The 18,419-nt window shown below is 69.7% G+C and carries 15 protein-coding genes and 5 tRNA genes; 9 read left to right on the forward strand and 11 right to left on the reverse strand.

Features of this window, described 5'->3' with window-relative positions; translation table 11 throughout:
- Window positions 1–14: 14 nt before the first annotated feature.
- From ACTWJ9_RS09005 to ACTWJ9_RS09045, 9 genes are all read right to left on the reverse strand, one after another.
- Window positions 15–87, reverse strand: a tRNA-Glu gene (locus ACTWJ9_RS09005).
- A 28-nt stretch (window positions 88–115) separates the two neighbouring features.
- Window positions 116–187: transfer RNA gene (locus tag ACTWJ9_RS09010), tRNA-Gln, on the reverse strand.
- Between the two features lie 22 nt (window positions 188–209).
- Window positions 210–282, reverse strand: a tRNA-Glu gene (locus ACTWJ9_RS09015).
- 86 nt (window positions 283–368) lie between these two features.
- Window positions 369–441, reverse strand: a tRNA-Glu gene (locus tag ACTWJ9_RS09020).
- 40 nt (window positions 442–481) lie between these two features.
- Window positions 482–553: transfer RNA gene (locus tag ACTWJ9_RS09025), tRNA-Gln, on the reverse strand.
- A 91-nt stretch (window positions 554–644) separates the two neighbouring features.
- Window positions 645–1,376 carry an HAD family hydrolase gene (locus ACTWJ9_RS09030; RefSeq protein ID WP_279333702.1) on the reverse strand — a complete coding sequence of 244 codons (732 nt, stop codon included), beginning with the start codon at window positions 1,374–1,376 and terminating at the stop codon, window positions 645–647.
- 80 nt (window positions 1,377–1,456) lie between these two features.
- Window positions 1,457–2,941, reverse strand: coding sequence for a glutamate--tRNA ligase (gltX, locus tag ACTWJ9_RS09035; RefSeq protein WP_279333703.1), 1,485 nt, complete (start codon window positions 2,939–2,941; stop codon window positions 1,457–1,459).
- Window positions 2,934–3,719 (reverse strand): fumarylacetoacetate hydrolase family protein, encoded by a 786-nt coding sequence (locus ACTWJ9_RS09040; protein WP_279333704.1) that lies wholly within the window; start codon window positions 3,717–3,719, stop codon window positions 2,934–2,936. Before ACTWJ9_RS09040 ends, gltX begins: the two co-directional genes overlap by 8 nt.
- A gap of 231 nt (window positions 3,720–3,950) precedes the next feature.
- Window positions 3,951–4,139: a hypothetical protein gene (locus ACTWJ9_RS09045; protein WP_279333705.1), complete on the reverse strand. Its 189-nt coding sequence runs from the start codon at window positions 4,137–4,139 to the stop codon at window positions 3,951–3,953.
- Window positions 4,140–4,748: 609 nt separating this feature from the next.
- Between ACTWJ9_RS09045 and ACTWJ9_RS09050 the strand changes: the two genes are divergently transcribed.
- From ACTWJ9_RS09050 to ACTWJ9_RS09085, 8 genes are all read left to right on the forward strand, one after another.
- Window positions 4,749–8,537: a nitrate- and nitrite sensing domain-containing protein gene (locus ACTWJ9_RS09050; RefSeq protein ID WP_443295552.1), complete on the forward strand. Its 3,789-nt coding sequence runs from the start codon at window positions 4,749–4,751 to the stop codon at window positions 8,535–8,537.
- A gap of 9 nt (window positions 8,538–8,546) precedes the next feature.
- On the forward strand, window positions 8,547–8,960 hold the full coding sequence (locus ACTWJ9_RS09055; RefSeq protein WP_086730004.1) for a roadblock/LC7 domain-containing protein: 414 nt from the start codon (window positions 8,547–8,549) through the stop codon (window positions 8,958–8,960).
- Between the two features lie 111 nt (window positions 8,961–9,071).
- Window positions 9,072–9,467 (forward strand): DUF742 domain-containing protein, encoded by a 396-nt coding sequence (locus tag ACTWJ9_RS09060; RefSeq protein ID WP_279333707.1) that lies wholly within the window; start codon window positions 9,072–9,074, stop codon window positions 9,465–9,467.
- The gene (locus ACTWJ9_RS09065; protein WP_279333709.1) at window positions 9,448–10,038 is read left to right on the forward strand and encodes a GTP-binding protein; all 591 of its coding nucleotides are present in this window, start codon (window positions 9,448–9,450) and stop codon (window positions 10,036–10,038) included. Before ACTWJ9_RS09060 ends, ACTWJ9_RS09065 begins: the two co-directional genes overlap by 20 nt.
- 374 nt (window positions 10,039–10,412) lie before the next feature.
- Window positions 10,413–13,643, forward strand: coding sequence for a sensor histidine kinase (locus ACTWJ9_RS09070; protein WP_279333710.1), 3,231 nt, complete (start codon window positions 10,413–10,415; stop codon window positions 13,641–13,643).
- A gap of 10 nt (window positions 13,644–13,653) precedes the next feature.
- Window positions 13,654–14,067: a roadblock/LC7 domain-containing protein gene (locus ACTWJ9_RS09075; RefSeq protein WP_279337912.1), complete on the forward strand. Its 414-nt coding sequence runs from the start codon at window positions 13,654–13,656 to the stop codon at window positions 14,065–14,067.
- A 94-nt stretch (window positions 14,068–14,161) separates the two neighbouring features.
- On the forward strand, window positions 14,162–14,725 hold the full coding sequence (locus ACTWJ9_RS09080; RefSeq protein ID WP_279333711.1) for a DUF742 domain-containing protein: 564 nt from the start codon (window positions 14,162–14,164) through the stop codon (window positions 14,723–14,725).
- Window positions 14,706–15,287, forward strand: coding sequence for a GTP-binding protein (locus tag ACTWJ9_RS09085; RefSeq protein ID WP_109381174.1), 582 nt, complete (start codon window positions 14,706–14,708; stop codon window positions 15,285–15,287). The genes ACTWJ9_RS09080 and ACTWJ9_RS09085 overlap by 20 nt, the downstream gene beginning before the upstream one ends.
- A 151-nt stretch (window positions 15,288–15,438) precedes the next feature.
- On the opposite strand, the gene ACTWJ9_RS09090 is transcribed toward ACTWJ9_RS09085, so the two are convergent.
- Window positions 15,439–15,633: an acyl-CoA carboxylase subunit epsilon gene (locus ACTWJ9_RS09090; RefSeq protein ID WP_279333713.1), complete on the reverse strand. Its 195-nt coding sequence runs from the start codon at window positions 15,631–15,633 to the stop codon at window positions 15,439–15,441.
- Between the two features lie 57 nt (window positions 15,634–15,690).
- Window positions 15,691–17,274, reverse strand: a complete 1,584-nt coding sequence (locus ACTWJ9_RS09095; protein WP_279333714.1) for an acyl-CoA carboxylase subunit beta — start codon at window positions 17,272–17,274, stop codon at window positions 15,691–15,693.
- Between the two features lie 531 nt (window positions 17,275–17,805).
- Here ACTWJ9_RS09095 and ACTWJ9_RS09100 point away from each other — a divergent pair.
- Complete coding sequence (locus tag ACTWJ9_RS09100; protein ID WP_279333715.1) at window positions 17,806–18,414, forward strand: YceI family protein; 609 nt, start codon at window positions 17,806–17,808, stop codon at window positions 18,412–18,414.
- Window positions 18,415–18,419 lie beyond the last annotated feature (5 nt).

Below are 18,419 nucleotides of genomic sequence, written 5' to 3' on the forward strand. Positions count from 1 at the left end.
TCTTCCTGCCTGTGTACCCCCGACCGGATTCGAACCGGCGCTACCGCCTTGAGAGGGCGGCGTGCTAGGCCGCTACACAACGGGGGCGTGGACACTGCGTTTCCGCAGGTCCGAGCTGGTCTACCTGGACTCGAACCAAGACTAACTGAACCAGAATCAGTCGTGCTGCCAATTACACCATAGACCAATGATGGTTTAGACCAGTTCAGTACCCCCGACCGGATTCGAACCGGCGCTACCGCCTTGAGAGGGCGGCGTGCTAGGCCGCTACACAACGGGGGCCCTGGCGATCCTCACCCGGCCGGAGCCGGATGGTTTCACCGTGAGGACAGTGGGCGCTACCCGGCCGCCCTCGCGGGATGGATCTGTACCCCCGACCGGATTCGAACCGGCGCTACTGCCTTGAGAGGGCAGCGTGCTAGGCCGCTACACAACGGGGGCTTCGCGGATGAGATCCGCAGGTGCAGATGAGCTCTGCGAGCTGGCCTACCTGGACTCGAACCAAGACTAACTGAACCAGAATCAGTCGTGCTGCCAATTACACCATAGGCCACTGGAACGCAATCCCCGGAGGGTCATTGTTCTAGCAGTGCGCTTGAGGTTGGTGGCCTTCCGGCCCGGTCCCCCGCGGCGCAGGAAGAACATTACCCGATGCCGGACCCGGCTCCAAAACGGGTATCCGTGCCGAGGATCGCGGGGAGTTCACCGAGGGAGGCGATCCGGCGCGGCCCGACGGGCGGCTCCAGGGTCGCGTACGCGCCGCCCCGGTCGATCCACACCGACAGCAGACCGGCCTCCGCCGCGCCCCGGCCGTCGATCTCCGGATGGTCCCCCACGTACGCGACCTGGGCGGGAGGGAGCGCCAGGGCCTCGCAGGCCGCCAGGAAGGCGCCGGCCTCGGGTTTGGAGACGCCCAGCTCGGCGGCGCACAGGATGGCCTCGAAGCGGTCGTGGACGCCGAGGACACGCAGCTTGCGGTCCTGGAGGTGGATGCTGGAGTTGGACAGCACCGCGTGCCGGTGGCTGGCGGCGAGCGCGTCGAGGACCGGCAGGACGTCCGGGAACAGCGACCAGGCCGCCTCGTAGTGCACGACGTAGCGCCGGAACCAGGCGTCGGCCTCGTCGTCGGTCAGCTCACGCCCCAGGAAGACCCGGGTGCGGTCGCGCCGCTGCGTCTCGAAGTCGACCTCGCCGGCGGCGAACCGGGCCCACTGGAGGTCGGTCACCTCCCGCCACCGCACCAGCGCCTCCTCCACGGAGGCGTGCCCGACCGGCAGCTCCTCGGCCAGCAGATGCGCCCGCATCCCCTCGCGGTCGGCGGAGGTGTAGTCGAAGAGGGTGTCGTCCACGTCCCAGACGACGGCTCGGATCGCCATGGGACCGACCGTACCCAAGAACAGCGAGGGGCGGCGCCCGAATACTCCGGGTGCCGCCCCTCACCTGTGGTCGGACCGGGTCACCCGGCGAGCTTCGCCAGGGCCGCGTCGATGCGGGTCAGGGTCCGGTCCTTGCCCAGGACCTCGAGGGACTCGAAGAGGGGCAGGCCGACCGTGCGGCCGGTGACGGCGACGCGGACCGGGGCCTGGGCCTTGCCGAGCTTGAGGCCGTGGGCCTCGCCGGCGGCCAGGACGGCCTCCTTCAGGGACTCGGGGGAGGTCCAGTCGGCCGCGTCCAGCTTCTCGCGGGCGGTGCGCAGCAGGGCGTCACTGCCCTCCTTCATCGCCTTGTTCCAGCTCGCCTCGTCGAAGACCGGCTCCGGGAGGAACAAGAAGTCGACGTTGTCGGTGATCTCGGAGAGCACCTTCAGGCGGGTCTGCGCGTGCGGGGCGATGGCCTGCCACTTGGCCTCGTCGAAGGCCTCCGGGGCCCAGGGGGCGACGGGCGCCTTCAGCCAGGGGCGGCAGCGCTCGGTGAAGTCCTTCACCTCCAGCAGGCGGATGTGGTCGGCGTTGATCGCCTCGCACTTCTTCAGGTCGAAGCGGGCCGGGTTCGGCTGCACGTCGGCGACGTCGAAGGCGGCGACCATCTCCTCCATCGTGAAGATGTCCTGGTCCGCGGAGAGCGACCAGCCCAGCAGGGAGAGGTAGTTGAGCAGTCCCTCGGGGAGGAAGCCGCGCTCACGGTAGAGGTTGAGCGAGGCCTGGGGGTCGCGCTTGGAGAGCTTCTTGTTGCCCTCGCCCATCACGTAGGGCAGATGGCCGAAGGCCGGGGTCTGCTTCGCGATGCCGAGTTCGGTCAGCGCCTTGTACAGGGCGATCTGGCGCGGGGTGGAGGAGAGCAGGTCCTCGCCGCGCAGGACGTGGGTGATCTCCATCAGGGCGTCGTCGACCGGGTTGACCAGCGTGTACAGCGGGGCGCCGTTGGCGCGGACGATGCCGTAGTCCGGGACGTTCTCCGGGGTGAAGGTCAGCTCGCCGCGGACCAGGTCGGTGAAGGTGATCGTCTCGTCGGGCATGCGGAAGCGGACGATCGGCTCGCGGCCCTGGGCCGTGTACTCCTCGACCTGCGCGTCGGTGAGGTCGCGGCAGTGTCCGTCGTAGCCGGAGGGCTTGCCGGCGGCGCGGGCGGCCTCGCGGCGGGTGTCCAGCTCCTCCTGGGAGCAGTAGCAGCGGTAGGCGTGGCCGGCCTCGAGGAGCTGGGCGGCGACGTCCTTGTAGATGTCCATGCGCTGCGACTGGCGGTACGGCGCGTGCGGGCCGCCGATCTCGGGGCCCTCGTCCCAGTCGAAGCCGAGCCAGCGCATCGAGTCCAGCAGCTGGGCGTAGGACTCCTCGGAGTCGCGGGCCGCGTCGGTGTCCTCGATGCGGAAGACCAACGTGCCCTGGTGGTGCTTGGCGAACGCCCAGTTGAACAGGGCGGTGCGGACCAGGCCCACGTGGGGGTTGCCGGTCGGAGAGGGACAGAAACGGACGCGTACGGGGGATCCGGGTGCGCTAGCCACGCTTGACAACCTTGTTGGTGAGAGTGCCGATGCCTTCGATGGTGACGGCGACCTCGTCGCCGACGGTGAGGGGGCCGACGCCGGCCGGGGTGCCCGTGAGGATCACGTCGCCCGGGAGCAGCGTCATCGCCTCGGAGATGTTGACGATCAGGTCCTCGATGGAGTGGATCATCTCGCTGGTACGGCCGAGTTGGCGCTGCTCGCCGTTGACCGTGAGCTGGACGGTGAGGTCGCCGGCGGCGGCGAGGTCCAGGTCCGTCTCCACCCAGGGGCCGAGCGGGCAGGAGGTGTCGAAGCCCTTGGCCCGCGCCCACTGCGTCTCCCGCCGCTGGACGTCGCGGGCGGTGACGTCGTTGGCGCAGGTGTAGCCGAAGATCACGTCCTTGACCCGGTCGCGCGGGACCTCACGGCACATCCTGCCGATCACCACGGCCAGTTCGGCCTCGTGGTGCACCTCCTGGGAGAAGGAGGGGTACTGGATGTCGTCGCCGGGGCCGATCACCGAGGTGGCGGGCTTGAAGAAGGCGAACGGGGCGTCGGGCACCTCGTTGCCCGTCTCCCTCGCGTGTTCGGCGTAGTTGCGGCCGAAGGCCACCACCTTGTTGGGGAGCACCGGGGGCAGCAGCCTGACCTTGTTCACCGGGACCTTGGTGCCGGAGAGTTCGAAGTCCGTGAACGGGATGCCCTTGATGATGTCCAGGACGAGCTCGTCCTGCTGGTCGCCCTCGACCGCGCCGAAGGCGACGTTCCCGTCGATGGAGAATCTGGCGATGCGCACGGGATTCTTGGCCCCTTGACCTTGACTGAACTGGCTGGAGTCTGACGCTCCAGGCTAGCGCGGCAGGGCACGCACGCCTCGCGCACGACCGGCGGCGCCCCCTGGAAGAGGGGGCGCCGCCGGTGAGCGCGGGACCGGCACAGGACCGGCCGGGCCCGTGCGCCTTGAGCGTTTCGGGGCCGGCGCGCGTACTGGTCCGTACTGGTACCGGGAAAGAGACTGGGGAGGGTGCTAGTTCGCGGCGGCGGCCGCGACCGGGATCTCCATGAGGACGGTGCGCCTGGGGTTGGCAGTCTGGGCCGGGAGTTCGACGGTGTGCTCCTGCTGGACCGGCGTCTGCAGTTCGGCAGCGCCGTCGAGGTGCGCCAGCGTCGTGCGTCGCGGGTTGGCGATCTTGTGGAACATCATCGTCGTCTTCACTGTTTGCTCGAACCTGTCCTGTTCATGGGGCGTCCGACGGGGTCCGGGGACCGTCCGTCGGACGCGGGTTGTCTGTTTCGCCATCCCTGTAAAGCGTCAGGCTAAACATCTGATTCCCCGCGGACCTCGGCGAGGAGCCACGATCACCGTGTGAGTTTGCTCACGAACCGACAGTCAAACAGGGTAAACCGGACCGGCGCGCCAACCCGCCGAAACGGACATTGCACACCTGAATGGATCATTCCGCTCCTGATCATCGCGACTGGGACACCCCTCGAGCCCCCTCGAATCAGACCCATTCGCCCCCTTTGCGTGAGATCACTTTCTACGCCGGGTGACCCCGCACTCACTCGCCGTCATGTAAGTCACGGCATGACCCGTGGGCCTTGTTGGGGCATCCCGCACTGTGCTGGAATTCCCCGGACCGCCGCAGTTATCGATCCGGCGCACAGGGGGCGCACAAACGCGCCATCGTGGCGGTGAGCAAGGGGGAACCCACGCCGGTCACTCACGACCACCACGGGGGCGTATTCAGGGCGCCCCTATGACGCCGACACCGTGTCCCGCCGTTCGCGCGGAGGGGCGCCTGGTCCAGAGGTTGCGACGCTAGTGCAGGGACGTTTCAAGAGGGATGGCAGCGCTTCGGCCGAGCCGGAGCAGCACGGCGGGACTGGCCCCCGGGCCGTCGGCTCCTCGCCCCAGCACGCCCAGAACCAGAACCCGGCCGCGAACGGTGACGGCGGCGAACGACCCGGCCGCCCCGGAGCCGCACCCGCGGGAACGGCGGACACGCCCCCCGTTCCGCCGAAGCCCCCGAAGGGTCCCGACGGCCCGGGATCGCGCATGGCGCTGCGCAACTGGCGTATCTCCACCCGCCTGGTGTCGCTGCTCGCGCTCCCGGTGGTCGCGGCCACCTCGCTGGGCGGTCTGCGTATCAGCCAGTCGATGGACGACATCCAGCAGCTCGACAACATGAAGCTGCTGACGGACATCACCCAGGAGGCCACCGAGCTCGCCGCCGCGCTCCAGGAGGAGCGCGACCAGTCGGCCGGCCCGCTGGCGCACGGCGGCAAGGCCACCGACTTCGGAGTCAAGGGTCACCGCGAGAAGACCGACCGCGCCCGGAAGAACTTCCTCGACAGCTCCGAGGAGATCAACAGCGCGAGCCAGGACGGCGACCTCAAGGGCATCCGCGACAACCTGGTCCAGCTCGCCGGCGACCTGGGTGACCTCGAGAAGATCCGCAACACGGCCTATGTCTCGAAGGACAACTCCACCCAGACCGTCGAGGGCTACCACCGTCTGATCGAGAACCTGATCGACCTCTCCCAGGACATGGCCGAGGCGACCAGCAACCCCGAGATGATCCAGCGCACCCGCGCCCTGGCCTCCTTCTCCGCCGCCAAGGAGTACGCATCGATCCAGCGCGCGGTCCTCGCGGCGGCGCTGCCCGCCGGCAACAGCACCTACGGCAACCTCTCCGAGAACGACCGGCTCTACGCCGAGTCGGCGCTGGAGAGCCAGAAGTCCGAGCTGCGCAGCTTCCGGAGCATCTACGGCGAGGACAAGGCCACCGAGCTGCTGCTGCCCATCGAGGACGGCAACGCCATCATCAAGGCCGCCGACAAGTACGCGAGCCGTGCCCTGGTGTCGGACGACGGCCTGGAGTCGATGGCCAAGCGGTCCTACCGGGACTGGCTGGACGACAGCTCCACCAAGATCCAGCAGATGAAGAACGTCGAGCTCCGGCTGCTCGAGGAGATGGAACAGAAGGCCCGTGAGCTGCGCAGCGCCACCGAGCGCGACGCGATCATCTCCGGTGCGCTGATCCTGCTCGTGCTCGGTGTGTCGCTGGTCGGCGCCTTCGTCGTGGCCCGCTCCATGATCCGCTCGCTGCGCCGGCTCGAGGACACCGCGACCAAGGTCGCCCAGGAACGCCTGCCCGAGCTGGTCAAGCAGCTGTCCGAGTCCGACCCGCAGGACGTCGACACGTCCGTGGAGTCGGTCGGTGTGCACTCCCGGGACGAGATCGGCCGGGTGGCCGCGGCCTTCGACGACGTGCACCGCGAGGCGGTCCGTCTCGCCGCCGAGCAGGCCCTGCTGCGGGGCAACGTCAACGCGATGTTCACCAACCTCTCGCGCCGCTCCCAGGGTCTGATCCAGCGCCAGCTGTCGCTGATCTCCGAACTGGAGTCCCGCGAGGCCGACCCGGACCAGCTGTCCTCGCTGTTCAAGCTGGACCACCTCGCCACCCGCATGCGCCGTAACGGTGAGAACCTCCTCGTCCTCGCGGGTGAGGAGCCCGGCCGGCGGTGGACCCGCCCGGTCCCGCTGGTCGACGTGCTCCGTGCCGCCGCGTCCGAGGTGGAGCAGTACGAGCGCATCGAGCTGACCGCCGTGCCGACCACCCAGGTCGCCGGCCGCGTCGTCAACGACCTCGTGCACCTGCTCGCCGAGCTGCTGGAGAACGCGACCTCGTTCTCCTCCCCGCAGACCAAGGTCAAGGTCACCGGTCACGCGCTGCCCGACGGCCGCGTGCTGATCGAGATCCACGACACCGGTATCGGTCTGTCGCCGGAGGACCTGGCGGCGATCAACGAGCGGCTCGCCTCGCCGCCCACCGTGGACGTCTCCGTCTCCCGCCGCATGGGTCTGTTCGTGGTCGGCCGGCTGTCGCAGCGGCACGGCATCCGCATCCAGCTGCGCCCGTCCGACTCCGGTGGTACGACCGCGCTGGTCATGCTGCCCGTCGATGTCGCCCAGGGCAACAAGAAGCCCCAGGGCCAGCCCGGTCAGCCGGGTGTCGGCGGCCCCGCCGCCGCGCAGGCCGCGGCCGGTGCCTCGGCGGCCCGCCGGTCCGCCGAGGGCGGTCAGTCCGGTGGCGGTGCCCTCGGTGGCGGTGCTCCCGGTGGTGGCAGGCTCGCCGCCGGCCAGGGTCCGCGGGCCGCGCTGCCCGGGCGGGACGGGCAGGGCCGGCCGGGTGCCCCGGGCGGGGCACGTGGTCCGCAGGGCCAGCCGGGCAGGTCTTCGGCACCGTCGCTGTTCGAGCAGGGCGGTCCTCCCTCCGCGCAGGGCCAGGGCCGTCCGGCCCCCGCGGGCGCGGGTGCCGGCTACGGCGGTCAGGCTCCGGGCGCCCCGCAGGGGCTGCAGTCCTCGGGCCAGGGCGGAGCGCAGGGCCAGGACCTGTTCGGCGGCCGGGGTTCCGTGCCGCCGCAGCGGGGCAACGGCAACGCCGAGCGCGGCCGTCGTCCCCAGCTGCCGCCGCGCGGTGGTCCGCGCGCCGAGCTGCCCGGTGGCGACCAGCAGCAGCCGCGGGTGCCCAGCTGGAGCGACGAGAACGCCCAGCCGCCGGTGCCCCGTGCCCCGCTGGACGCTCCGCGCGGCCACGAGGAGCCGGACGTCTCCCGCACCAGCCCCATGCCGCGGTTCGACAACCACCAGGCTCCCGACGCGACGGCCGAGATGCCCCGCTTCGACGACCGGCAGAACCCCGGCTCACCCGCCGCCTACGGCACCCCCGGTGCCGGCGCTCCGCAGAACACCGGCCAGTACGCCCGGCCCGACGCGAACAACGCCCAGTTCGCCCGCGGCGACGTCTACGGCACGCCCTCGGACCAGTACAACGGACAGAACCCGTCCGGCACCGGCCAGTTCGCCGCCCCGCAGGGCTACGACAACGGCTCCGCCGGCCGGTACCCGGCTCCGGAGCGGAACGGCGGCGCTCCCGCACGGCACGCCCTCCCGGAGCGCCCGAACCTCGCGGACCCGGCCTCCACCGGCCAGTTCGAGCGTCCGCAGCCGAACGGACCGCAGGGAAGGGCGGGCGCCGACTTCGGTGCCCAGCGCCCCGCGGCGCCGCAGCGGCCCGGTGACGGCCGCGCGCCGAGCGACGCCTGGGCACTGCCGCCGGCGTCCGGCCCCGGTGACGGGCGCACCCCCCTCTACGACACCCTGGAGACCAACTGGTTCCACGGTGCCCGGGAACAGGAGCAGGGCAATCCCCCGGCTCCTGCCCAGCAGCAACAGCAGCCGCAATCTCAGCAGCAGCCGCAGCAGCAACCTCAGCAGCCGCAGGGGCCCACCGGCCCGCAGCGGGCCGTCACCTCCACCTGGCGCAGCTCACCCAACGACGAGCTGGTCCGGCAGGCCGAACGCGTCCGGCAGCCGGCCGCGGGCGGCGTCACCACTTCCGGCCTTCCGCGCCGGGTGCCCAAGGCGAACCTCGTCCCGGGCACAGCACAGGAGCAGACCCACCAGAGTGGCCCGCAGGTCTCACGTGCGCCCGACGACGTGCGTGGACGGCTGACCAATCTCCGTCGGGGTATCGCACAGGGTCGTCAGGCCGGGTCCAACCAGACCGGCAGCTTCCCTCGACCCACTCACCAGCAGGAGCGTTAGTTGAGCCCGATGAGCCAGGCGGCACAGAACCTCAACTGGTTGATCACCAACTTCGTGGACAACACCCCCGGGGTGTCCCACACCGTCGTCGTGTCCGCCGACGGTCTCCTTCTGGCGATGTCCGAGGGCTTCCCGCGCGACCGCGCGGACCAGCTCGCGGCCGTGGCCTCGGGACTGACCTCCCTGACGGCCGGCGCCTCCCGCATCTTCGAAGGCGGCAAGGTCGCACAGACGGTCGTCGAGATGGAGCGGGGTTTCCTCTTCCTCATGTCCGTCTCGGACGGCTCCTCGCTGGCCGTCCTCGCGCACCCCGAGTGCGACATCGGCCTCGTCGGCTACGAGATGGCACTCCTGGTCGACCGTGCGGGAGCGGTCCTCACCCCGGATCTGCGCGCCGAACTACAGGGAAGTCTGCTCCACTGACCGGCCCCGGCACCACCCGTCTCACCAAATCACCGTCCGGCCGCCACAATCCCCCCACCGGCCCTGTCAGACGGCTTGACTGACCGACTTGCTGTCCCGTCCGGAGGACCCATGACCCCGCCCACCGCCTCTCATGATCCGTACGCGGAGCCGTACGAGGACGAGGGCGACCAGCCACTGGTACGTCCGTATGCGATGACCGGTGGCCGGACCCGGCCCCGCTATCAGCTGGCCATCGAGGCACTGATCAGTACGACGGCCGACCCGGCAGCGCTCATGGGGCTCCTCCCGGAGCACCAGCGCATCTGCCATCTGTGCCGTGAGGTGAAGTCGGTCGCCGAGGTGTCGGCGCTTTTGAACATGCCGCTGGGCGTGGCCCGGATTTTGGTGGCGGACCTCGCCGAGGCGGGTCTCGTCGCCGTTCACCAGCCGGGCGGCGACGAGACCACCGGCGCACCGGACGTGACACTGCTCGAAAGGGTGCTCAGTGGACTTCGCAACCTCTAGCGGCGAGGCGGTCTCCGAAAGCCGCGCCACCACCTCCGCGAAGATCGTGGTGGCGGGCGGCTTCGGCGTGGGCAAGACCACGTTCGTCGGCGCTGTCTCGGAGATCAATCCCCTGCGCACCGAGGCCGTCATGACGTCCGCTTCGGCGGGTATCGACGACCTGACCCACACCGGGGGCAAGACCACCACCACGGTGGCCATGGACTTCGGCCGTATCACCCTGGACCAGGACCTGATCCTGTACCTCTTCGGTACACCCGGCCAGGACCGCTTCTGGTTCATGTGGGACGACCTGGTCCGCGGCGCCATCGGCGCGATCGTGCTGGTGGACACCCGCCGGCTCGCCGACTGCTTCCCCGCGGTCGACTACTTCGAGAACAGCGGCCTGCCGTTCGTGGTCGCCCTCAACGGCTTCGAAGGACAGCAGCCGTACCAGCCGGAGGAAGTGCGCGAAGCGCTGCAGATCGGACCCGACACCCCGATCATCACCACCGACGCCCGGCACCGTTCGGACGCCAAGAGCGCGCTGATCACCCTGGTCGAGCACGCGCTGATGGCGCGGCTCCGGTAGTCAATGTCGTAGCTGCATACGGCAGTTGCTGTAGATATGCCGACGCCGGCTGTGTCCTTGGACACGGCCGGCCTCGGCGTTCATAACGTTTCGGCAGAGGAATCGAGCCATGCCGACACGCGACGCGTTCGGACCGTTCCCCTATGCGCACAAAGGCCACGCCTTTTGGCGGGGCTCACTCCTTTTGCCCCTTTTATCTGCGGCTTACATCACGCCGGAACCTCCCCGTCCGCTGTTTGGAAGAGCACTGCTCGGCATGCTGGAATGCCTGAACTGCCCATTGGTCAAAGACGCACTCAGTAGTCGTTGGCATGCCGGGCTCTGAGAAACCGCGGCACAGCGTTGGTGCCGACCGCCGAGAGGTTGTTGGTCGAGTGAGGCGAAGCACGAACAGTCCCGAGCCATCGGCCCGGGGCAACTTCACCCCGCCGCCGCGCGCAGCGGCGCCCACCCCCGGGCACGACGCGGAACCGACGGCCCCGCCCGCTCCGAGCGGCGGGCGCTTCTCCCCGCGCAACTGGCGGGTGGCGACCAGGCTGAACGCGATCCTGCTCGTGCCCGTGATGGTCGGCCTGGTCATGGGCGGCTTCCAGGTGAAGGGCTCGATCGACACCTGGCAGGAGGCCGAGGACGCGGAGAACACCGCGCGTCTGGTGCAGGCCTCCCTCACTTACGCCAACGCCCTCTATCTGGAGCGGGACCTCACCGCGGCCCCGCTGCTGCAGGGCAAGGGCGAGGACGACCCGACCGTCGTCAAGGCCCGTGCCGCCACGGACGAGGCGGCCGACGCGTTCGACGCGGCCGCGCAGAACGTGCCGGCCAAGCCGGGCCTGCAGCGTCGGCTGGAGGTGCTGCGCGAGGCCGAGCCCAAGCTCACGGCGCTGCGCACCGCCGCGTACACCTCCAAGCTCAAGGGTGTGGAGACCGAAGAGGGCTACGTCGAGGTCGCCAACCCTCTGATGCAGTTCGCCAACGAGCTCGGTCTGGGCACCGGCAACATCACCAGCTACGGCCGTACGGTCTACGCGATCTCGCTGACCAAGGCGGCGGTGTCGCTGCAGCGGTCCATCGGCACGCACCTGCTGGTGAAGCCCGGTCCCACCGACAGTCAGCTCGCCAGCCAGCGCGTCGCGCTCTCCTCCTACGCCTACCTCGAGGGCATCGCCGTCCAGGAGTACATCGGCGGTGGCACCGCGGCCGACGCGGCCAAGCTGGACCAGCTCGAGCAGGAGATCAAGGCCGACGGGGCGGAGCAGGCCAAGGAGGCGGCGTCCCAGGATCCGGACTACGTCCCGCCGCCCTCCGACCCGCGCACGATGGTCTCCGAGGTCGCACGTCTCGGCTCCACCGATCCGGCCGCCCGCGCCGAGATAGCCGGCCGCGGCGTCACCCCCGAGAACTGGTGGGCGGTCAACACCCTCAAGTTCGACGGCTACCGCCAGATCGAGTCGGACCTCGCCGACAGCGCGGTGGAGGAGGCCGCCACCATCGCCGGCGACGCGCAGCGCGACGCCTTCGTCACCGGCAGCGCCGTCGTGCTCGCCCTGCTCGCCGCGTTCATCCTGGCCGGCATGGTGGCCCGCCAGATGAGCCGCTCCATGCGCAAGCTGCGCCACGCCGCCTTCGGTATCGCCGAGCAGCGGCTGCCGACGCTGGTCGACCAGCTCTCCCGTACCGACCCCGGCCGGGTCGACACCCGGGTCACCCCGATCCCGATCACCTCGACGGACGAGATCGGCGAGGTCGCCCGCGCCTTCGACCAGGTCCACCGCGAGGCCGTCCGGCTCGCCTCCGAGCAGGCACTGCTGCGGGGCAACATCAACGCGATCTTCACCAACCTCTCGCGCCGCAACCAGTCGCTGATCGAGGGTCAGCTGACCCTGCTCACCGGCCTGGAGAACAACGAGGCCGACCCGGACCAGCTGGAGAACCTCTTCAAGCTGGACCACCTGGCCACCCGTATGCGCCGTAACGGCGAGAACCTCCTCGTCCTCGCCGGCGAGGAGCCCGGCCGCCGCTGGGACCAGCCGGTGCCGCTGGTCGACGTGATCCGCGCCGCCTCCTCCGAGGTGGAGCAGTACGAGCGTGTCGAGCTGTCCGGTGTCCCCGAGGCCGAGATCCACGGCCGTGCGGTGACCGACCTCGTGCACCTGCTGGCCGAGCTCCTGGAGAACGCCACCACGTTCTCCTCCCCGCAGACCAAGGTCCGTGTCACCGCGACCCGTCTCCCCGACGGCCGCGTGATGATCGAGATCCACGACAAGGGCATCGGCCTGACCGCCGAGGACTTCGCGGACATCAACCACAAGCTGGCCAACCCGCCGACCGTGGACGCCGCGATCTCGCAGCGCATGGGTCTGTTCGTGGTCGGCCGGCTGTCCGACCGGCACGGCATCCGCGTCCAGCTGCGCCCCTCGGGCGAGCAGGCCGGTACGACCTCGCTGGTCATGCTGCCGGACGCGATCACCCACGGTGGTGGTGGCGAGGTACAGGCCGGCCCCGACGAGTTCACCGTCTCCCAGATCATCCCGGAGCAGGACTACCCGGGCGAGGACTTCAGCCAACAGCAGCAGCAGCCGATGCGCACCGCTGCGGAACTCGGCTTCGACGACAGCCGTTACGAGGTCCCGGACGACATCCGCGGCCTGAACCCGATCGGCCGTACCCGGATGCGCGAGGAGCGGCGGGCGGCCCTGGACCCGCAGAGCCCGCAGCCCGCGCTGTCCGGCCCGGAGCAGCAGCCCGGCGCCGACGAGTTCGCCGCCCCGCAGGGCTACGACAACGGCCAGGGCTTCGACGGCGGTCCGGCCGGTTACCCGGACCAGACGCAGCCCGCCGGATACGACCAGCAGGCGTACGGCGACGGACAGCAGTCCGCGTACGAGGGACAGCAGCAGCCGGCGTACGACGAGTCGTACTACCAGCCGAACGGCGGGCTGCCGCAGGGGGACGGCTTCTCGTCGAACGGCGGCTACCCGGACCCCTCCTACGCCCAGCCGGCCCAGGACGACTGGCCTCAGCAGGGCGGTTACCAGAACGGCTACCCGGCGCAGTACCCCGCGACCGCCCCGGAGCCGGAGCCCGCCCCGACCGCTGACGCGAGCGCGCAGGACAGCGTAGGCTTCGACCGTCCGGGACCGGCCCCCACCGCCTCCCACGCACTCACCGACGCCGGACTTCCGCGGCGCGGGTCCACCCCGAGCGACACCGGTGGAGCGCGGCGGGCGAACCAGGAACCGACGGTCCCGGCACCCTCTTCCGCTGCGGCGCCGGCTCCGGCTCCGCAGGGCGACGGCGACAACTGGCGTTCGGCGAACGACGAGCGCTGGCAGCAGGCGTCCTCGCTGCGGAAGCCCAAGGCGGGCGGGGTGACCTCATCCGGTCTGCCGCGGCGGGTACCCAAGGCCAACCTGGTCGAGGGCGTCGCCGAGACCACCCCTCAGGGAGGCCCTCAGGTCTCCCGCGCCCCGGAGGACATCCGGGGCAGGCTGAGCAACCTGCGGCGCGGCGTCCAGCAAGGCCGCAACGCAGGCAGTGAATCGAACGGCCAGGCCACCGGTAATCACCGCAGTGGGCCTGACAGCACCTACAACCAGGAGCGTTAGTGTGAGCCCGATGAGCCAGGCGGCGCAGAACCTGAACTGGTTGATCACCAACTTCGTGGACAACACCCCGGGGGTGTCCCACACGGTGGTGGTCTCCGCCGACGGACTCCTTCTGGCGATGTCCGACGGATTCCCCCGCGACCGCGCGGACCAGCTCGCGGCCGTGGCCTCCGGTCTGACGTCGCTGACGGCAGGCGCTTCCCGGATCTTCGAGGGTGGCAGCGTGAACCAGACGGTTGTGGAGATGGAGCGGGGATTCCTGTTCCTCATGTCCATCTCCGACGGTTCCTCCCTCGCGGTTCTCGCACATCCCGATGCGGACATCGGTCTCATCGGCTACGAGATGGCCCTTCTGGTCGACCGAGCCGGTACGGTCCTGACTCCGGACCTTCGTGCGGAACTCCAAGGGAGCCTGCTCAACTGACGAACGGACGGTGCGGTTCGGCGTCCCGTGGCCGTAAGGTTTCGGGACGCGGCTACCACGCGATGGGTGCCAGGCACAGTCGGAGGAGGAGAAAGTGGTAACACCACCGGGCGGATCGTCTTCGGGCAACTGGTCGTACGACCCTGCGCAGGGTCACAACGACGGTTCCCAGAACCGATACGGCTACTCCTCCCCACCGGACCACCGGCAGCCGTACGCGCCGCAGGGCCCCGGCCCTTCGCCGTACGACCAGCCGCGCACCCAGCCCGTGCAGCCGCAGCGCCGTGCCCCCGAGCCGACGCCCGCCGGGGCGTCGAACAATCCCCTGGTGCGCCCGTACGCGATGACGGGCGGCCGCACCAGGCCGCGGTACCAGCTCGCCATCGAGGCGCTGGTGCACACCACCGCGCAGCCGCACCAGATGCAGGGCCAGTTGCCCGAGCATCAGCGGATCTGCCACCTCTGCCGGGAGATCAAGTCGGTGGCCGAGATCTCGGCCCTGCTGACCATCCCTCTCGGTGTGGCCAGGATTCTCGTCGCCGACTTGGCGGAGGCAGGACTGGTCGCCATCCATCAGCCCGGCGGCGACGAGAGCGCCGGCGGCCAGCCAGACGTGACACTGCTCGAAAGGGTGCTCAGTGGACTTCGCAAGCTCTAGCGGCGGTCCTTCCCGCTCCACCACTTCCGCGAAGATCGTGGTGGCGGGCGGTTTCGGCGTGGGCAAGACCACGTTCGTCGGCGCTGTCTCGGAGATCAATCCCCTGCGCACCGAGGCCGTCATGACGTCCGCTTCCGCGGGTATCGACGACCTGACCCACACCGGGGACAAGACCACCACCACGGTGGCCATGGACTTCGGCCGTATCACCCTGGACCAGGACCTGATCCTGTACCTCTTCGGTACACCCGGCCAGGACCGCTTCTGGTTCATGTGGGACGACCTGGTCCGCGGCGCCATCGGCGCGATCGTGCTGGTGGACACCCGCCGGCTCGCCGACTGCTTCCCCGCGGTCGACTACTTCGAGAACAGCGGCCTGCCGTTCGTCATCGCGCTGAACGGCTTCGACGGCAACCAGCCGTACAACCCGGACGAGGTGCGGGAGGCGCTGCAGATCGGGCCCGACGCCCCGATCATCACCACCGACGCCCGGCACCGTTCGGACGCCAAGAGCGCGCTGATCACCCTGGTCGAGCACGCGCTGATGGCGCGGCTGCGGTAGCTGCTCCGCGCCGGATCGCGCACTGCCCCCTGCGGCCATCGGGCTGCCGGGGGCTGTTGTGTGCCCGGGTGCGGGTGTCACCCCGACGGTGCCGACGGTGCCACGAAAAGAGGCCCCTCCTTCACAAGGAGGGGCCTCTTCGCGTGTGAGGTCAGCGCCAGCTGTGCGGGGCGCGGAAACCCGGCTCGCGTTCGAGGCGGCGCCAGCCGGCCCTGGCGCGGCCGCGGTGGGCCCGGGCGTCGGAGGTGGGGCGGGTGGCCGCGCGGGCCAGGAGGATCGCCGTGATGGCGGCGACCTCCTCGGGCTCCGCGTGGCCCTTCTCGACACGGATGTCAGATGTGCTCATGGGTGTCAGTCTCCCTGGGAGAGAGGTCCGCGGGGTTGCCGCGATGGGTCCGCCCGGTTACTGCGGCGGGTTGCCGTGCTTACGGGAGGGCAGGTCGGCGTGCTTGTTCTGGAGCATCGCCAGGGACCGGATCAGCACCTCGCGGGTCTCGGCGGGGTCGATGACGTCGTCGACCAGACCGCGTTCGGCCGCGTAGTAGGGGTGCATCAGCTCGGACTTGTACTCCTTGACCATGCGCGCCCGCATGGCGTCCGGGTCCTCGGCCTCGGCGATCTGGCGGCGGAAGATGACGTTGGCCGCGCCCTCCGCGCCCATCACGGCGATCTCGTTGGTGGGCCAGGCGTAGGTGAGGTCGGCGCCGATGGACTGGCTGTCCATGACGATGTACGCGCCGCCGTACGCCTTGCGCAGGATCAGCGAGATGCGCGGCACGGTGGCGTTGCAGTACGCGTACAGCAGCTTCGCGCCGTGGCGGATGATGCCGCCGTGCTCCTGGTCGACGCCCGGGAGGAAGCCGGGGACGTCCAGGAAGGTGAGGATCGGGATGTTGAAGGCGTCGCACATCTGCACGAAGCGGGCGGCCTTCTCGGACGCCTCGATGTCGAGCACGCCCGCCAGTGTCTGGGGCTGGTTGGCGACGATGCCGACGACCTGGCCGTCCATCCGGGCCAGCGCGCAGATGATGTTGCGCGCCCAGCGCTCGTGGACCTCGAGGTACTCGCCGTCGTCGACGATCTCCTCGATGACCTTGGCCATGTCGTACGGGCGGTTGCCGTCGGCCGGGACCAGGTCCAGCAGGGTCTCGCCGCGGCGCTCCGCGGGGTCGGTGCTCTCGACCCGCGGGGGGTTCTCGCGGTTGTTCTGCGGGAGCAGCGAGAGGAGGTAGCGCACCTCGGCGATGCACGTCTCCTCGTCGTCGTAGGCGAAGTGACTGACACCGCTGGTCCCGGCATGCACGTCCGCGCCGCCCAGGCCGTTCTGGGTGATCTCCTCACCGGTGACGGCCTTGACCACGTCCGGGCCGGTGATGAACATCTGCGAGGTCTCGCGGACCATGAACACGAAGTCCGTCAGGGCGGGGCTGTAGGCGGCGCCGCCCGCACACGGGCCGAGCATCACGCTGATCTGCGGGATGACACCGGACGCCTTGGTGTTGCGCTGGAAGATGCCGCCGTAGCCGGCGAGCGCCGAGACGCCCTCCTGGATCCGGGCGCCCGCGCCGTCGTTGAGGGAGACCAGCGGCGCACCCGCCGCGATGGCCATGTCCATGATCTTGTGGATCTTGGCGGCGTGGGCCTCGCCCAGCGCACCGCCGAAGATCCGGAAGTCATGGGCGTAGACGAAGACCGTACGGTCCTCCACCGTGCCCCAGCCGGTGATCACACCGTCGGAGTAGGGCTTCTTGGTCTCCAGGCCGAAGCCGGTCGCCCGGTGCCGGCGCAGCTGCTCGACCTCGCGGAAGGAGCCCGGGTCGAGCAGCAGTTCGATGCGCTCCCGTGCGGTCAGCTTGCCCTTGGCGTGCTGCGCCTGGGTGGCCTTCTCGCTCGGGCCGGCCAGCGCCTGTGCGCGAATCTCGTGCAGTTCGGCCACGCGTCCGCGCGCGTCGGCCGGCTCACCCGGCGCCTCATCCAAAACGGTCATGTAGTGACCTTACGAAGCTCACCCGGGAATGCGAGCCGTCGACTCCTCACAGTCTCCGGGGCGTTTTCCTGGTGCCACTGAACAGAACCGAGGCGACATGCAGGCGTTCCGACTGCCTGGAGGGCCTGAAGCTTGTAGGGTTTCCATAAAAATGGAAGCCGAGGCACCCCTCACGCCCCCGCATGGCGCACACCTCCCCGAGAGTGCGGCCCGACTGCGGCCGGGGCGCCCCGCATCCGGGGATCCGGCGGGCCGACGGCGGTTGCCCGTCCGCACTCCGGGGCGTTCCCGGATGTTCTCCCGGGGTTCGCCCGTTCGGGTCGTTCCGCCCCGCAGAGAGTAGCGGTTCGGGAGGGCGGACGGGCACGGGGCATGAAGGACGGGGCCGGAGGGGACTCGTCTCGGGCACTTTCGAGAAGACCCCCGAAAGATGTTGAACATTAAAGGGAATGTGTCTACAGTAGGCCTTGTTGAAAGTGATTGAACGTTCAACGGGATCAGCCGATCCCCTGTCCCCAGGAGGAACGCACCATGGGCATCTTCAGCCGCAAGAGCAACCAGACCGCCACCGCGACCGCCCCGGCCGCCGTGAACCCGGACCTGGCCGCCCTGACCGGTGACTACACGATCGACCCCGCGCACACCACCCTCGGCTTCGTCGCCCGGCACGCGATGGTCACCAACGTCAAGGGCAGCTTCCAGGACTTCACCGGCACGCTGCACCTGGACGGCTCCGACCCGTCCCGCTCCACCGCCACCCTCGACGTGGTGATGGAGAGCATCGAGACGGGCAGCGCCGACCGTGACGGTCACCTGAAGAGCTCGGACTTCTTCAAGATCGAAGAGTTCCCGAAGATGACGTTCCGCTCCACCAAGGCCGAGGCCCTCGGCGGGGACGACTACCGCATCACCGGTGACCTGACGATCCTCGGCACCACCAAGCCGCTCACCATCGACCTGGAGTTCAACGGCGCCGCCACCGACCCGTTCGGCAACCAGCGCGTCGGCTTCGAGGGCAAGGCCGAGATCCTGCGCTCCGAGTGGGGCCTGACCTGGAACGCGGCGCTGGAGACGGGCGGCGTCCTGGTCTCCGACAAGATCAAGCTGAACTTCGACATCTCGGCGATCCGCAACGTCTGATCAGC

This window comes from Streptomyces sp. GDS52, assembly GCF_052246875.1.
In the GTDB taxonomy this organism is placed as follows: domain Bacteria; phylum Actinomycetota; class Actinomycetes; order Streptomycetales; family Streptomycetaceae; genus Streptomyces; species Streptomyces cathayae.

What these genes read in the sequence shown, in the direction of transcription:
- ACTWJ9_RS09030 (WP_279333702.1), bottom strand. Translation starts at nt 1,376, where the DNA reads ATGGCGATCCGAGCCGTCGTCTGGGACGTGGACGACACCCTCTTCGAC.
- ACTWJ9_RS09055 (WP_086730004.1), top strand. Translation starts at nt 8,547, where the DNA reads ATGAGCCAGGCGGCACAGAACCTCAACTGGTTGATCACCAACTTCGTG.
- ACTWJ9_RS09060 (WP_279333707.1), top strand. Translation starts at nt 9,072, where the DNA reads ATGACCCCGCCCACCGCCTCTCATGATCCGTACGCGGAGCCGTACGAG.
- ACTWJ9_RS09075 (WP_279337912.1), top strand. Translation starts at nt 13,654, where the DNA reads ATGAGCCAGGCGGCGCAGAACCTGAACTGGTTGATCACCAACTTCGTG.
- ACTWJ9_RS09090 (WP_279333713.1), bottom strand. Translation starts at nt 15,633, where the DNA reads ATGAGCACATCTGACATCCGTGTCGAGAAGGGCCACGCGGAGCCCGAG.
- ACTWJ9_RS09095 (WP_279333714.1), bottom strand. Translation starts at nt 17,274, where the DNA reads ATGACCGTTTTGGATGAGGCGCCGGGTGAGCCGGCCGACGCGCGCGGA.
- ACTWJ9_RS09100 (WP_279333715.1), top strand. Translation starts at nt 17,806, where the DNA reads ATGGGCATCTTCAGCCGCAAGAGCAACCAGACCGCCACCGCGACCGCC.